Source organism: Arthrobacter sp. NA-172 (assembly GCF_043952055.1).
Taxonomy (GTDB): domain Bacteria; phylum Actinomycetota; class Actinomycetes; order Actinomycetales; family Micrococcaceae; genus Arthrobacter.
In genome coordinates, this window is the sequence record NZ_JBINOT010000001.1 from 1,453,500 (window position 1) to 1,467,687 (window position 14,188).

Genomic DNA, 14,188 nt, shown 5'->3' on the forward strand with positions numbered 1-14,188 from the left:
GCCGATCCGACAATCAAAGAAGGTCAGGAAGGGAGGGCCTCTCAGGCCGTGATGTTGCCAATCGCCTGCTCGAGGTCCGCAATGAGGTCCTCGACGTCCTCGATGCCGCAGGAAAGCCTGATCAGGTTGACCGGAACAGCCAGCTCGGTGCCCTTGACCGAGGCATGGGTCATCTCCGAGGGGTAGTTCATGAGCGACTCGATGCCGCCCAAGGACTCCGCCAAAGTGAAAACGGACGTGGACTCTGCAACCTTGCGGGCCGCCGCTTCGCCGCCCTTGAACTGCACCGAAATCATGCCGCCAAACTTCCTCATCTGCTTCGCGGCGAGCTCGTGGCCCGGGTGGGAAGGCAAGCCCGGGTAGAGAACGGCTTCAACTTCGGGGCACTCAAGCAACCATTCGGCGACGGCCTGGGCGTTCTCGCTGTGGCGGTCCATGCGCACGCCGAGGGTCTTGAGGCCGCGGGTGGTCAGGAATGCATCCATGGGACCGGACACGGCCCCGACGGCGAACTGCACAAAGCCGATCTTCTCGGCCAGCTCGGCGTCCTTCACCACGATGGCACCGCCCACCACATCCGAGTGGCCGCCGATGTACTTGGTGGTGGAGTGGACCACGACGTCGGCACCCAGGGCGAGCGGGTTCTGCAAGTAGGGCGATGCGAAGGTGTTGTCCACCACCAGGAGGGCACCGGCGTCGTGCGCTACTGTGGCGAGCGCTTCGATATCGGTGATCTTCATCATCGGGTTGGACGGTGTCTCAACCCAGACAATGCGGGTTTTGTTCGCGGCGACGGCCGCCGCAACGGCGTCAAGGTTGGACATGTCCACTGGTGTGTTCCCGACGCCCCACTCACCGAGCACGCGGTTGATCAGCCGGTACGTTCCGCCATAGGCGTCGTTGCCAAGGACGATGTGGTCGCCCGGGCGGGAAATGGCGCGGATCAGGGAGTCTTCGGCGGCCAGGCCCGAGCTGAAGCTGAACGCGTGGGTCCCGCCTTCGAGCGCGGCAAGCTGCTCTTGGAGCGCATCGCGGGTGGGGTTGGTGCCACGGCCGTATTCGTAGCCGTCGCGCAGACCGCCTATGCCGTCCTGGGCATACGTTGAGCTGAAGTGCACTGGCGGAACCACCGCGCCGGTGCGCGGTTCGAAGGCCTGGCCGGCGTGGACGGCACGGGTGTTGAATCCTGCTTGGTTGGCAGACATGTGAACTCCTAGGGTTAGTTGCTCAGGTAGGCAAGTAGGTCGTGGCGGGTCAGGATGCCCACGGGCGCTCCGACGAACGTCACCATGACGGTGTCGACGTCGGACAACAGCTCCCGTGCGGCCGAGATGGTTTCCAATGAGCCGATCACGGGCATCCGTGCCCCCATGTGCTCGGAAATCTTGTCAGTCAGTTTCGCCTCGCCGCGGAACAGCTTGGAGGTCAGGGTGCGCTCATCCACGGCCCCCAGAACCTCCCCCATGACCACGGGCGGTTCCTGCGAGAGGACCGGGATGTTCGAGACCCCGAACTCATTCATGATGTTGATGACATCGCGGACGGTCTCGTTGGGGTGGATATGGACGAGGTCCGGCATCTCGCCGGTCTTGGACTTCAGGACCTCGCCCACCGAGGCTTCCTCGCCGCCGGAAAGGAAACCGTAGGAGCGCATCCACTTGTCGTTGAAGATCTTCGCCAGGTAGCCGCGGCCGGAGTCCGGCAGGATCACGACGACGACGGCTTCCTCGCCCAGGTCTTTGGCCACCTGGAGCGCGGCCACAACGGCCATGCCGGAAGAGCCACCCACCAGGAGGCCTTCCTCGCGGGCAAGGCGCCGGGTCATCTCGAAGGAGTCCGCGTCGCTGACAGCGATGACGTCGTCTGGGACGGTCTTGTCATAGTTGACCGGCCACATGTCCTCGCCGACGCCCTCCACGAAATACGGGCGCCCGGTACCGCCGGAGTAGACCGAGCCCGCGGGGTCTGCGCCGATCACCTTGACCCGGCCGCCGTCGGACTCCGGCCGGTTGGCAGAGACCTCCTTGAGGTACCGGCCGGTGCCGGTGATGGTGCCGCCCGTGCCGGCACCGATCACCACATGGGTGATCTTGCCGTCGGTGTCGCTCCAGATCTCGGGCCCGGTGCTCTCGTAGTGGCTGCCGGGAGCGGCAGGGTTGGAAAACTGGTCCGGTTTGTAGGCTCCGGGGATTTCGGAAACGAGCCGGTCGGAGACGCTGTAATAGCTTTGGGGGCTGTCCGGGGCCACAGAGGTGGGCGTGACCACCACTTCGGCGCCGTAAGCCTGGAGCACGGCGCGTTTGTCCTCGCCCACTTTGTCCGGGACAACAAAGATGCACTTGTATCCCTTTTGCTGGGCAACAAGTGCGAGTCCGACGCCGGTGTTGCCCGAAGTGGGTTCAACGATGGTTCCGCCGGGCTTGAGCTTCCCGTCGCGCTCTGCTTCCTCGATCATCTTCACCGCGATGCGGTCCTTGATGGACCCGCCGGGGTTCACGTATTCCAGCTTCACCAGAATGGTGGCTTTGATGTCCCCGGTCACGTGGTTGAGCTTGATGAGCGGTGTATTGCCAATGAGGTCCAGAACGGACTGGGCGTACTTCATAGGTACCAAGTTACCGCTTGGCCGGGACTGCTTCGGCGCCGGGCCCGGTATCGGGCCGGGTGTTGGGCCGGTATCGGGCCCGGCGCGAGGCCGGGTGTCGGGCGCCTGTCGGGCCGGGTGTCGGGCGCCTCCGGCTGGCCAAAGGACGCTTCGCAGGGCAAGCTAACCGGGACACCTTCCAAGGAAAGGACACGCACCATGGATTGGACCCTCGAAGTTGTAGTACTCCCCGTGAGTGACATCGACCGTGCTATCGAGTTCTACCGCGACAAAGTGGGCTTCAACCTTGACCACAACACCACCAACGAGCACATGCACATAGCGCAACTGACTCCCCCGGGTTCCGGATGCTCGATCGTCGTCGGAACCCTCCCGGCGCAGAATGAAATGGCGCCGGGCTCCATGCGGGGACTGCAACTTGTGGTCGCTGATGCGCGGGCTGCGCGCGAAGAATTGCTCAGCCGCGGCGTCGAGGCCAGCGAAATCACCGTCTTTGACGAGCGCGACGGCGGCACGTTCTTCGGTTTCAGCGATCCGGACGGCAACACCTGGGCGGTTCAGGAACTCAAGGTCCGTGCCGAGAAGCCACTGATTCCCGTGGAAACGCGAGGGCGTTTCGGAGCAGAGTAAAGCAACCCGGGGGACATCCGCTGTGAGGGCCAGAAAATGGTTAGGAAGGCATCGCAGCTACTTCCTTCCCGTCGGCATGCTCGTGGCCGGTATCTTGTGCCTGGCCTTCGGGGTCCTACCCCTCCCCGCTTTCGGGGAGTTGACGGCGCGGACCGTGCCCATACTTGCCTTCGTGTTGGCAATGACCGTGGTCACTGAACTGGTGGCGGACGCGGGCCTGTTCCAAGTATTGACGGACAGAATCGCCGTCTTCGGCCGTGGGCGCGTCTGGCTCCTGTGGCTTCTGGTGATTGCGCTCGCGACCGTTTCCACCGTCTTCCTGTCCTTGGACACGACGGCGGTTTTGGTTACTCCCGTGGTCGTGCTCCTTGCCATGCACGCGCGGATCCCGGCTTTGCCCTTCGCCCTGACCGCCGTCTGGCTCGCCAATACGGCGTCCCTCCTGCTGCCCGTATCCAACCTGACGAATCTGCTCGCCCAGAGCCGCCTCGGCCTGTCGCCCGCAGCCTTTGCCGGACTCGTGTGGGCGCCCGCGCTCGCCGGGATCGTGTTGCCCGTGGCCATGTTGGGCATCGCTTTCCGGAAGCAGTTGGGCGGACAGTATGGCCCCCAGCCGCCCCATAAGGTTCAGGACAGGCCTCTGCTTCTCACGTGCGCGGCAACCTTGGCGGTCCTCCTGCCCGCACTGGTGTCCGGGGTACCCGTGCAAATCCCGGCTATGGCCGCAGCACTCATCCTCCTCGGCGTTTTCGCGCGACGGCGTCCGGGTTCCTTGCGCTGGTCCATGGTTCCTTGGCGCCCGCTCATGCTGACGATCGGCCTGTTCATGGTGGTGGAGTCGCTGCACGCAATTGGCCTGACACCTTTGCTGGGCGGCGTTTCCGGCTCCGGGGACGGCCTTCCATCCCTCCTGCGGCTCGCCGGACTTGGCGCCGCAACAGCCAACATCGCCAACAACCTACCGGCCTACCTCGCACTCGAACCCGAAGCAGGCTCGCCTGTCCGGCTGGCGGCATTGCTCATCGGCGTCAATTTGGGTCCGCTCATCTCCCCGTGGGCTTCACTGGCCACGCTGCTCTGGCACGAACGGTTGAAAGCCCTCAACGTTCAAGTCCGCTGGGGTGGATTTGCCGCGGCGGGACTCTGTTGCGTGGTGCTGCTTCTACCGCTTTCCGTCCTCGTCCTCTGGCTGGCGTCGGGAACAACCTGAACCGCAATTCCGGTCCTATTCGGCTGGTCCACCGGCCGGGAGGTTCTCCCACAGGCCCAGCACGTTGCCCTCGGTGTCCTTGAAATAGGCATAAAAACCCATTCCCGGGATGGCATCCTTCGGTTTGACCACGGAGCCGCCCAGACGTTCGATCTCCGCCAGGGCTGAGTCGATGCTCTCCACGTCCACCGTAATGATGGGGGTCTTCAAATCTTCGGTGCGCGGGAACAATGCACCGTTGATCGCCCCGGGCGCGCTCGGCATGCCGGTCTTCTCGTCTGACGGCGTGGTAATAGCTAGCGTGTAGTCCATCCCCTGCATGGGATTGAGCATCCAGCCGAAAGCGCCCTGGTAGAAACTGTTGGCCCGTTCCTGGTCATCCGCGGGTATCTCAAAATGCACAATTCCGGCCATTTCATTCTCGCTGGGTTCGTTCTTGAAGGGCGCGGACGCCCCGCGCCACACGTGGAGTCTAGTCGCCCGGGTTTCGCGGCATAAGGGGCTTCTCGGCTCCGGACCGGCACCGTAAAGAATCCGTCAAGATTGGCCTCGGCGGGGCCAAGAGTTTCGGTGCCAGTGATATGTTCGGGCCGTAATCGGGGTGCGTTGCGCCACGAGGAGAGGCAGAGTTGACAACGTTAAGTAGGCCGCCAGCGGACCCGTCGGCGCCGAAACCCGGGGCCGGAGCCTCCCTCCGCACCTGGCTGCTGTTCGGCTTGCAGGACAGTAAAGGGACCCATCAGGGGCCCGGCGCCGTCGGCGACTCCCATTTGAAGAAGCACTCATGGTGGCAGGTCATGTGCCTGACCGGTGTGGACTACTTCTCCAGCCTGGGCTACGCGCCCGCCATCGCGGCACTTGCCGCCGGGGTGATTTCCCCGATCGCCACCTTGGTGCTGGTTGCCCTCACCTTGCTCGGCGCCCTGCCGGTGTACCGCAGAGTGGCAGGCGAAAGCCACCGCGGCGAGGGGTCGATCGCCATGTTGGAGCGCCTGATGCCGCGTTGGACCGGCAAATTCTTCGTCCTGGCGCTGCTGGGCTTCGCCGCGACCGACTTCATGATTACCATGACCCTCTCCGCCGCGGATGCCACCGCCCACTTGATCCAGAATCCGATCGCGCCCGGCTGGCTGCAGGGACAAAATGTCACCGTCACGTTATTCCTGCTGGCACTGCTCGCTGCCGTGTTCCTGCGGGGATTCAAGGAAGCGATCGGGGTGGCCGTTACCCTTGTGGTCCTGTATCTAGGGCTTAACGTCGTGCTGGTAGTGGTGACGATGGCTGCGGTGATTTCCCATCCGGCGAACGTGACTGACTGGTGGACGGCGTTGTCCACCTCGCACGGCAGTCCGCTCATGGTGATCGGTATTGCCCTGGTGGTTTTCCCCAAACTTGCGCTGGGCATGTCCGGCTTCGAGACCGGCGTCGCGGTCATGCCGCAGATCAAGGGCGGCCCCAGCGACACCGAGGAAAATCCGGTGGTCCGTATCAGAGGCGCCCGGCGGCTGCTCACCTCGGCCGCAGTCATCATGAGTTCCTTCCTTCTTTCCACCAGCTTCATCACTGTGGTTCTGATCCCGCAGCAGGAATTCCAGCCCGGTGGCCAAGCCAACGGCCGCGCTTTGGCCTTCCTTGCGCACCAGTATCTGGGGGTGGGCTTCGGCACCGTTTACGACTTGAGCACCATCAGCATCCTCTGGTTCGCCGGCGCCTCGGCCATGGCTGGCCTGCTCAACCTGGTGCCCCGCTACCTGCCCCGCTACGGCATGGCTCCCGAGTGGGCCAAAGCAGTGCGTCCTCTGGTCTTGGTGTTCACCCTCGTCGGGTTCCTGATTACCTTTCTGTTCAACGCCGACGTCGACGCCCAGGGCGGCGCCTACGCAACCGGCGTCCTGGTCCTGATGACCTCCGCCGCCGTCGCCGTCACCCTCTCAGCCCGGCGAGCGCGGCAACGCAAGCGCACCGTGGGCTTCGGAATCATTGCAGTCGTGTTCATCTACACCACCATCGCGAACATGTTCGAGCGTCCCGAAGGCATCCGGATCGCCGCGATCTTCATTGCGGGCATCGTCTTGATCTCCCTGCTTTCCCGTATCATGCGCTCCTTTGAGCTGCACGCCACGCATGTTCGTCTGGATCGGCAGGCGCTTGAATTCCTGTCCGATGCACAGGACGGACCCCTCGCGGTCATTTCCCACGAACCGCTGCGAATCAGCAGGGAGGCCTACCGCGACAAGCTCAATTCCGCGATCGAGGTCAGCCACCTGCCTTTGGATCCAGGAGGCGCTGTTCCTGGAGGTGATTGTCGACGATTCGTCCGACTTCGAGACGGAGCTTGAGGTGCGCGGCGTGAACAGGCACGGCTACCGCATTCTGGAAGTGCATGGGCCGGTCGTGCCCAACACCATTGCCTCGGTGCTCCTCCACATCCGGGACGTAACCGGCCTGATGCCCCATATCTACTTCCGTTGGACGGAGGGCAATCCAGTCATCAACCTCCTCAAATTCCTCTTCCTCGGCGAAGGCGAAATCGCCCCCGTCACCAGGGAAGTGTTGCGCGAGGCCGAACCAGAGGTCACCCGACGCCCCTGGGTCCACGTGGGCTGACCTGTCCTGGATCAGGGCCGGACCGGTTCGGGTTTTCGGAACTTGTCAGACGAGCATGCGACCATGATTGGGTGACCCTCGTCGACGCCCCTCCTGCCGCAGCTGCTGCGGCAGACGCGTCGGCGCGCTGGCATCCAGGCGGCCCCCTCGATCTTCTTCAAACCGTGGGAATCATCATGCGCGGCAACGGCGATCCCACCTTCTCGGCGCGGCAAGACGGCGTGTGGATGGCCTTCACGACGCCGGACGGTCCAGTCACCCTTCGCCTCACTGCCGCTGGAACCGGCCCGGACACGCATGTCGATGCCTGAGGCGTGGGGGCCCGGCGCCGATTCTGCCATCAGCTCGGTGCCTGCCCTGTTGGGGAGCGGCGACGATTGGTCCGGCTTTGACGAGGCCGGCTTCCATGCCACCCTCCCCCGGATGGTCAGGGAGGCCCGACGCCGGAACCCCGCCGTCCGCTTACCCACCACGGGGCGGGTGGTGGACTCACTCGTGCCCACCATCCTTGAGCAAAAGGTCACCATAATCGAAGCCCGGCGGGGCTACCGCTACCTGATGTACCGTCACGGGACCGCAGCGCCAAGCGCCGGCCGACTTTCGACGTCGGGCCCCCCGTCGGGCCTGCTGGTTGCACCGTCACCAGCAAATTGGCTTGCGGTTCCCCTCGCTGGGAATGGCACAAGGCCGGCGTGGGTCCCCAGCGCTCGGCGACCGTGATGCGGGCGCTGCGATCCGCCGTCGCGCTTGAACGGCTTGCCTCACTGAGCGCACGTGAAGCCGGGGCCAAGTTGCAGACCATTCCGGGTATCGGCGTCTGGACCGCCGCCGAAGTTGTCCAGCGGACCCATGGCTGCCCGGACTCGATCGCAGTGGGCGACTACCACTTGGCCTCGTATGTCGGCTACGCGCTGACGGGCAGGAAGACGGACGACGCCGGAATGATCGCCCTTCTGGAACCCTGGCGTGGGCACCGGCAGCGGGTGGTCCGGATGCTGGGGCTCAGCGGCTTCCGCAAGCCCACGTTCGGGCCCCGCATGACCATCCAGGACCACCGAAGGCACTAGCCTCCTCTTAACTAGCAACGCGGGGTCACTTACGGCCCATGTTGCTGCCTGACATGGGTCGTAAGTGACCCCGCCTTGGATGAGACCGTTTGACCCGGGCAATAAGGCCGGTGAACCTTTCGGCCAGGTCATGGGCGTTGGCCTTGAAGTATGACCAGCCGGCGCTGGTGAAAGCCTCGTCCCTCCGGTAGTCCCGGGTCTGCTGTTCCCGCGCCGAGATGCGGGGCACCGTCATACTGCACGGCGATCCGGAACCGCCGGTACCCCAGGTCCGCAGACGGCGACCACGGATCGTCCGGATCGAGGCGGAGCTGCAACTCCGGTTCAGGCAGCCCTGCTTCCAACACGGCCATCCGCAGGAATGTTTCCGGAAACGAGTCGGCGCCGACCCGCATGTCTTCAAGGGCAAGCCGGGCCTTCTCCACGCCGTTCATGTTCGGATGCTGCCGGACAAGCAAGCGCAGCCCTTCCTTGTTCGCGTATGGCTCGGTCCTTCCTTCAAAGCCCGGACGGGGAATACGGATCAGCTGGTCGCCCATGGCAATCACGTACGGCAGCGGTAACTGATGCGCCAGATCAAGCCACGTCCGGGACGGGGAAGACACCGGGATTCCGTCTATTTCCGTGACTTCGCCAGGGAGGACGCGCACTCGGTGTCCCGTCACTCCGGTGCGGCGTACCCGGGGAAGCTCATGGGGCTTGCTGAGGTGGACCGTCTCACCGCCGCCCAGCCACGGAGGAAGGCCGAGCCGGGTGAGTATCGCGGCGCTCTCGTGGGACACCCAGCCACCCGGAGTTGCCGCTACGAGGGCCCGCGCCCGTTCGGCAAGCCCAAACTCACGGCCCGCAGGCAGGTGAATCAGCCGCCCGCCGTCGGACACGTCCCCGGCCCGGAGCCACTTCGGTGCGACGCCAAGGGCACGGGATTCAAAGACCGTGAAAGGACGGTCACCGAGTTCCTCGGGCAGCGGAATGATGCGGACCATACGGTCTAGTTTGTCCGCAAAACGACGCCGGCAAGGAGTTATCCACAGGCACACTTCCATACACAGCAACGCGGGGTCACTTACGGCCCATGTTGCTGCCCATCATGGGCCGTAAGTGACCCCGCGTTGGATCAGAGTCCCAAGCGGGCGATCGCCTCTTCGCGCATGTCAATTTTGCGCACTTTGCCCGATACCGTCATGGGGAAGGTCTCCCGGATGTCCACGTACCTTGGAATCTTGTAGTGGGCCAGTTTGCCGCGGCAGAACTCCTGCACTCCGGCCAAATCCAGAGGCGTGGCCCCTGGCTTGAGGATGATGCAAGCCATGAGTTCTTCGCCGTACTTAGCATCCGGGACACCGATCACCTGCACATCCTGGATAGCGGGATGCCGGTAGAGGAACTCCTCGATTTCACGCGGATAGACGTTCTCACCTCCGCGAATGACCATGTCCTTCATGCGGCCTTCGATCACGATAAAGCCGTTCTCGTCCATCCGGGCGAGGTCACCGGTGTGCATCCACCCGTCGTCGATTGCCTCGGCTGTCTTCTCCGGCTGGCCCCAATATCCCGCCATCACGGCGTAGCCACGCGTGCAGAGTTCGCCGATCTCTCCGCGTTCCAAGGTTTCGCCGGTTCCGGGATCCACAATCTTGGACTCGAGCCTCGGCATGGTGCGCCCCACGGTCGTGGTTCGCTGCTCCATGGTGTCCGTGGCAAGGGTCATGGTGGACACTGGCGAGGTCTCGGTCATGCCGTAGCAAATGGCCACATCCCGCATGTTCATTTCCGCGATGACGCGCTCCATGACCTCGATGGGGCACAGGGAGCCGGCCATCACACCGGTGCGGAGCGTCGAAAGGTCATAGGAGGCGAAATCAGGCAACGCCAGCTCGGCAATGAACATGGTGGGCACGCCGTACAGCGAGGTCCCGCCGAAATCCTGCACGGCTTCGAGGGCAGAAGAAGGGGTGAATCCGCGGCACTGGAATGATGGTGGCCGCACCGAAGCTGAGGGCGTTCAGGTTTCCGATGACCATGCCGAAGCAGTGGTAGAACGGCACGGGAAGGACCACCCGGTCGCGTTCCGTGTAGCCCAGCAGCCTGCCGATCTGGTTGCCGTTGTTGAGGATGTTGTGGTGCGTGAGCGTAGCGCCTTTGGGGAATCCGGTGGTTCCGGAGGTGTATTGCAGATTGATGGGATCGTGCGGATCCAGTTCCGCCATTCGCGCCTTGAGCGTTGAGGGTACGACGTCGTCTGCCCGCTTGAGCAGCTCAGCGAAGGTCAGCTCGGCGTCGCTTTGCGGGACGCCGCCGTCGAGCATGTCCGATCCGAGATCGGAGAGGAAGACCAGCTCTTGCAGCTCTGGGCAGTCCGCGAGTACCAGCCTGGACATGTCCACATAGTCGCTGTTCTTGTCCGACGGCGCGGCCACCAGCATCCGCATGCCGTTCTGCCGGACCACGAATTCGAGCTCGTGGCTGCGGTATGCCGGGTTGACGTTGACCAGGATTGCGCCGACCTTCGCCGTGGCGTACTGCAAGATGGTCCACTCGGCGCAGTTCGGGCTCCAGATGCCTATCCGGTCCCCCTTGGCGACGTTCAGGGCGAGCAGCGCGCGGGCGAGCCGATCGACGTCGTCGTTCAGTTTTTCGTAGCTCCAGCGCCGGGCCTCCCCGCCGGGCACCGGGGCGGCTTCGATAAGCGCATCCCGGAGCGGGAACCGCGCCGCGACGCGTTCGAAGTTGGCGCCGATAGTCTCTTCAAGCAGCGGGACGTCAGTGTCCCCGGCTGTGTAGGAAAGCATGAAGGCACGCTACCAACTACGCCCGTCCAAGAGAAGTCTTTTGCTTGGAAGTCCTACAAAATATTTCAGGGGCTTGCCGGGTCGGCCGGTAAAGTGAATCCCATGAGTGCACCCATTGACCTGCAGGCCACGTTCATTCCCAACGACGGCGAATTCTTCCGCGTTAAGCTCGCCTTGGAAATTGCGATCGAAGAGGTGGTGAACGAGCCCGGCTGCATCCGTTACGAGCTCACGGAAGCCAACGAGGACAAGCTGATCTTGACCGAGCAGTGGGCCTCCGAAGAACACCTCGACAAGCACTCCAAGGGCATTGCCGTCCAGGACCTCAATGAATCCCTCAGTGCACTGCTGGCGGAACCGGCGAAGCTCGAGCGCCTCTAGGGGTTTTCGGCCTGCTGCTTCGCGACGTGGGCGTGGACCTCATCCATGTCCAGGCCCTTGACAGCCTCGATGACCTGCTCCAGCTGGGGTCCGTTCAGTGCGCCCGGCTGGGAGAACACGAGGACCTTTTCGCGGAACGCCATCAGCGTGGGGATGGAGGAAATGCCGGCTTCGGCGGCGAGCTGCTGCTCGGCCTCGGTGTCCACCTTGGCGAAAACCACATCGTCATGCTTCTCGGAAGCGGCTTGATATGTGGGCGCAAACTGCCTGCACGGGCCGCACCACGCAGCCCAGAAATCCACCAGGACAATGTCGTTGCCCTCGATAGTCGTTGCGAACTGTTCGCCGGTGATGTCAACTGTAGCCATGCTTCCACGGTACGCGACGGCGCCGTCGAAGTCCCCCTTGTTCGCTACCCGGCAAACCGGGAATAAAGCACGACGGCGGCGGTTGGGTCCGGGGGTTTCAGCGCCAGAGACGTTTCAGTGCCAGAGACGTTTCAGTGCCAGAGGTGCGGGGCGGCTTTTCGGGCGCCGGGCAACGAGTTGTTCTCGCGCCACTCGTGGATCCATTCCGGAAGTTCCAGATCTGCGGGCGGTTCGCCGAACTCGGCAAGGATTTCCTCTTGGCTCACAGGCCGGCCCTTGGCCACAAGCCGCGTGGCGATGTGCGCCCGCGCGTAAATCTCACCGTCAACCACCATGCGTTGCTCAAAGTAGATGGCCTTGGAATCGAGCCCGATGATTTTCGACTCGATGGTGTACTCCTGCCACAGCTGAAGGGACTTCCGGAAGGCGATGGTTTCCCCCGCAGCAACCGGGCTCCAGCCGCGGCGACGCATCTTCTGCCAGATTCCTGCGCGGACCATGAGATCGAAGCGTCCGAGGTCCATCAGGGAGAAATACATTCCGTTATTGACATGCATTGCGATGTCAATGTCCGTGGGGAGGACACGCATGGGCAGCGACGAGGTCTCCCAAACGCTGAGCCGGCTCCGCTTGGACGAAGTGAACAAGAGCAAGAGGGTTCGGAGAAGCAGGTGCATGCACACCATGTTACTCCCGAGTAACATTCGGCGATAGCTTTGTTTTGTGTGTCACCGCAAGGCATGTCGTTTACCGCCGGTTCACATGCCGTGGGCAGAATGTCTGAAAACAAAAGTAGAAGGCATCAAGGAGATCCAGTGAGCGCCACCCAAACGGCCAGGGCACATATCGGTATGTGGCCCGAACTTCCGCTCCATCAGGAGCTGGTCCTGCAGGACACCCGCGGCAACAGGATCGTGGGCACCCTGGACGGCATGACCAACGATCGCAGCACGCTCTGGATTCAACTTGCCGGCGGACTCGGCCGCCAACTGGTGCACCACCAGGACGGTTACTGGCTGGAGTCCCGCTAACCCGGCTGCACGCTCGCCGGTGCGCGTGCCGTCGTGACCCTGCACGCTCGCCGGTACGCGCGCCGGTACGCGCGCCGTCGTGACCCTGTGGTTGGGTCCCCGAGTAGGAGTCCAGTGTTTGTGTGAGTTTCGTGTCCGAGAATGGACACAGGAGGAAATTCACGAATCATGGCACGCAGACACACCCCTGAGCAGGTCATCGCCAAGGTCCGGCAGGGCCAGAAGATGCTCAACGACGGCCGCCCGATGGTCGAGGTCATCAAGGCGCTCCAGGTCACCGAGGCGACGCTGGTACCGCTGGTTGAACCAGTACGGGTCCGAGAAGAACGCCGAGGCGTCCAAACGGACCAAGGAGCTGGAGAAGGAAAATGCCCGCCTCAAGCGCCTGCTGGCGGAGAAGGAACTGGCCATCGACATCCTCAACGAGGTGGCGAAGGGAAAATTCTGAGCCCCGAACCCCGCCGCCGTGCCGTGCGCATGGCGCTGGAAAAGTTCGGGGCGTCCGAACGCTTCGCGTGCGCGGTCCTGGGGCAAAACCGGTCTGCGTTCCGCAAGAAGAAGCCCGAGATGGGATTTGAGGAAGCCCGGCTCCGGGCAGCCCTGCGCACCGTTGCCGGGCAGCACCCCGCCTGGGGCTGGCGGAAAGCGCGCTGGCACCTGCTGGCCCAGCCTGAGTGGGACGGCGTGGCGCTGAACAGGAAGCGGGTGCGGCGGCTCTGGCGCGACGAAGGCCTTGTCTGTAAACCCAGGGCGAGGAAGAAGCGCCGCACCGGGCCCGGCGCCGGTGAACAGAAGCGCCTCACAGCCCAGTACCCGATGCACGTGGTCAGCTTCGACTTCCAGTCCGACGTGACCTCCTGCGGACGGCACATCCGCTTCTTCAACGTCATCGACGAATACACCCGCACCGCGCTGGCCATCATCCCGCGCCGCTCCTTCAAAGCCACCGACGTGGTCGCAGTCCTCGAGAACATCATCGCCGAAACCGGCACCGTCCCGACCTACCTCAGGTGTGACAACGGGCCGGAGTTCACCGCCGCCGCACTGATCGAGTGGTGCAACACCGCCGGCGTCGACACGGCCTTCATCGACCCGGGATCACCCTGGCAGAACGGCTTCATCGAATCCTTCAACGCCCAATTCAGAAGGGAACAACTCTCCGGAGAAATCATGGACACCATGGCCGAAGCGAAGTATTTGGCCGAGGAATGGAAAGCTATCTACAATCATGAACGGCCCCACGGATCCCTGGACGGCATGACGCCAAAACACTACTGGGAAAACTGGACGCAAGAAAACCAATCAGCTATCGCATAGACGCTGGACTGCTAACGGGGGCCCAACCACCTGCACGCTCGCCGGTACGCGCGCCGTCGTGACCCTGCACGCTCGCCAGTACGCGCGCGCCGTCCTGACCCTCTTTAAACCGGGAAAGCGCTTGTGACACGGCGAGTCGGGTCATTTCGACGGCGTGACGCGCCAAACAAGGTCAGGACG

Annotated in this window: 10 protein-coding genes and 4 pseudogenes; 7 read left to right on the plus strand and 7 right to left on the minus strand. The window is 63.4% G+C overall.

Annotated elements, in window-relative coordinates:
* Window positions 1-41 precede the first annotated feature (41 nt).
* Entirely contained in the window at window positions 42-1,205 is a 1,164-nt protein-coding gene (locus ACF0H6_RS07275; protein WP_395249024.1) for a cystathionine gamma-synthase, read from the minus strand.
* A gap of 14 nt (window positions 1,206-1,219) precedes the next feature.
* Window positions 1,220-2,605 (minus strand): cystathionine beta-synthase, encoded by a 1,386-nt coding sequence (locus ACF0H6_RS07280; protein ID WP_395249025.1) that lies wholly within the window; start codon window positions 2,603-2,605, stop codon window positions 1,220-1,222.
* 198 nt (window positions 2,606-2,803) lie between these two features.
* Here ACF0H6_RS07280 and ACF0H6_RS07285 point away from each other — a divergent pair, with 198 nt between their 5' ends.
* Together ACF0H6_RS07285 and ACF0H6_RS07290 are read left to right on the plus strand one after the other, a co-directional pair.
* Window positions 2,804-3,235: a VOC family protein gene (locus tag ACF0H6_RS07285; RefSeq protein ID WP_395249026.1), complete on the plus strand. Its 432-nt coding sequence runs from the start codon at window positions 2,804-2,806 to the stop codon at window positions 3,233-3,235.
* A gap of 76 nt (window positions 3,236-3,311) precedes the next feature.
* Window positions 3,312-4,445: an SLC13 family permease gene (locus tag ACF0H6_RS07290; RefSeq protein WP_395249902.1), complete on the plus strand. Its 1,134-nt coding sequence runs from the start codon at window positions 3,312-3,314 to the stop codon at window positions 4,443-4,445.
* Window positions 4,446-4,460: 15 nt separating this feature from the next.
* Here ACF0H6_RS07290 and ACF0H6_RS07295 read toward each other — a convergent pair whose 3' ends face one another.
* A complete protein-coding gene (locus ACF0H6_RS07295) occupies window positions 4,461-4,859 on the minus strand; it encodes a VOC family protein (protein WP_395249027.1) in 399 nt (132 codons plus the stop codon).
* A gap of 215 nt (window positions 4,860-5,074) precedes the next feature.
* Between ACF0H6_RS07295 and ACF0H6_RS07300 the strand changes: the two are divergent.
* Both ACF0H6_RS07300 and ACF0H6_RS07305 read left to right on the plus strand, forming a co-directional pair.
* A pseudogene (locus tag ACF0H6_RS07300) lies at window positions 5,075-7,052 on the plus strand (amino acid transporter).
* A 71-nt stretch (window positions 7,053-7,123) separates the two neighbouring features.
* Window positions 7,124-8,119 (plus strand): annotated as a pseudogene (locus tag ACF0H6_RS07305) (DNA-3-methyladenine glycosylase family protein).
* Between the two features lie 128 nt (window positions 8,120-8,247).
* Here the strand turns inward: ACF0H6_RS07305 and ACF0H6_RS07310 are convergent.
* On the minus strand, window positions 8,248-9,105 hold the full coding sequence (locus ACF0H6_RS07310) for a hypothetical protein (RefSeq protein ID WP_395249028.1): 858 nt from the start codon (window positions 9,103-9,105) through the stop codon (window positions 8,248-8,250).
* Window positions 9,106-9,236: 131 nt separating this feature from the next.
* Window positions 9,237-10,911: pseudogene (locus ACF0H6_RS07315) on the minus strand (AMP-binding protein).
* A 102-nt stretch (window positions 10,912-11,013) separates the two neighbouring features.
* Here ACF0H6_RS07315 and ACF0H6_RS07320 point away from each other — a divergent pair.
* A complete protein-coding gene (locus ACF0H6_RS07320) occupies window positions 11,014-11,292 on the plus strand; it encodes a putative quinol monooxygenase (protein WP_395249029.1) in 279 nt (92 codons plus the stop codon).
* On the opposite strand, the gene trxA is transcribed toward ACF0H6_RS07320, so the two are convergent.
* Together trxA and ACF0H6_RS07330 are read right to left on the minus strand one after the other, a co-directional pair.
* Complete coding sequence (gene trxA / locus ACF0H6_RS07325; protein WP_395249030.1) at window positions 11,289-11,660, minus strand: thioredoxin; 372 nt, start codon at window positions 11,658-11,660, stop codon at window positions 11,289-11,291. The genes ACF0H6_RS07320 and trxA overlap by 4 nt on opposite strands.
* Window positions 11,661-11,791: 131 nt before the next feature.
* Complete coding sequence (locus ACF0H6_RS07330; RefSeq protein ID WP_395249031.1) at window positions 11,792-12,337, minus strand: acyl-CoA thioesterase; 546 nt, start codon at window positions 12,335-12,337, stop codon at window positions 11,792-11,794.
* A gap of 138 nt (window positions 12,338-12,475) precedes the next feature.
* Here ACF0H6_RS07330 and ACF0H6_RS07335 point away from each other — a divergent pair, with 138 nt between their 5' ends.
* Both ACF0H6_RS07335 and ACF0H6_RS07340 read left to right on the plus strand, forming a co-directional pair.
* A complete protein-coding gene (locus tag ACF0H6_RS07335) occupies window positions 12,476-12,691 on the plus strand; it encodes a hypothetical protein (RefSeq protein ID WP_395249032.1) in 216 nt (71 codons plus the stop codon).
* Between the two features lie 168 nt (window positions 12,692-12,859).
* A pseudogene (locus ACF0H6_RS07340) lies at window positions 12,860-14,008 on the plus strand (IS3 family transposase).
* Window positions 14,009-14,188 lie beyond the last annotated feature (180 nt).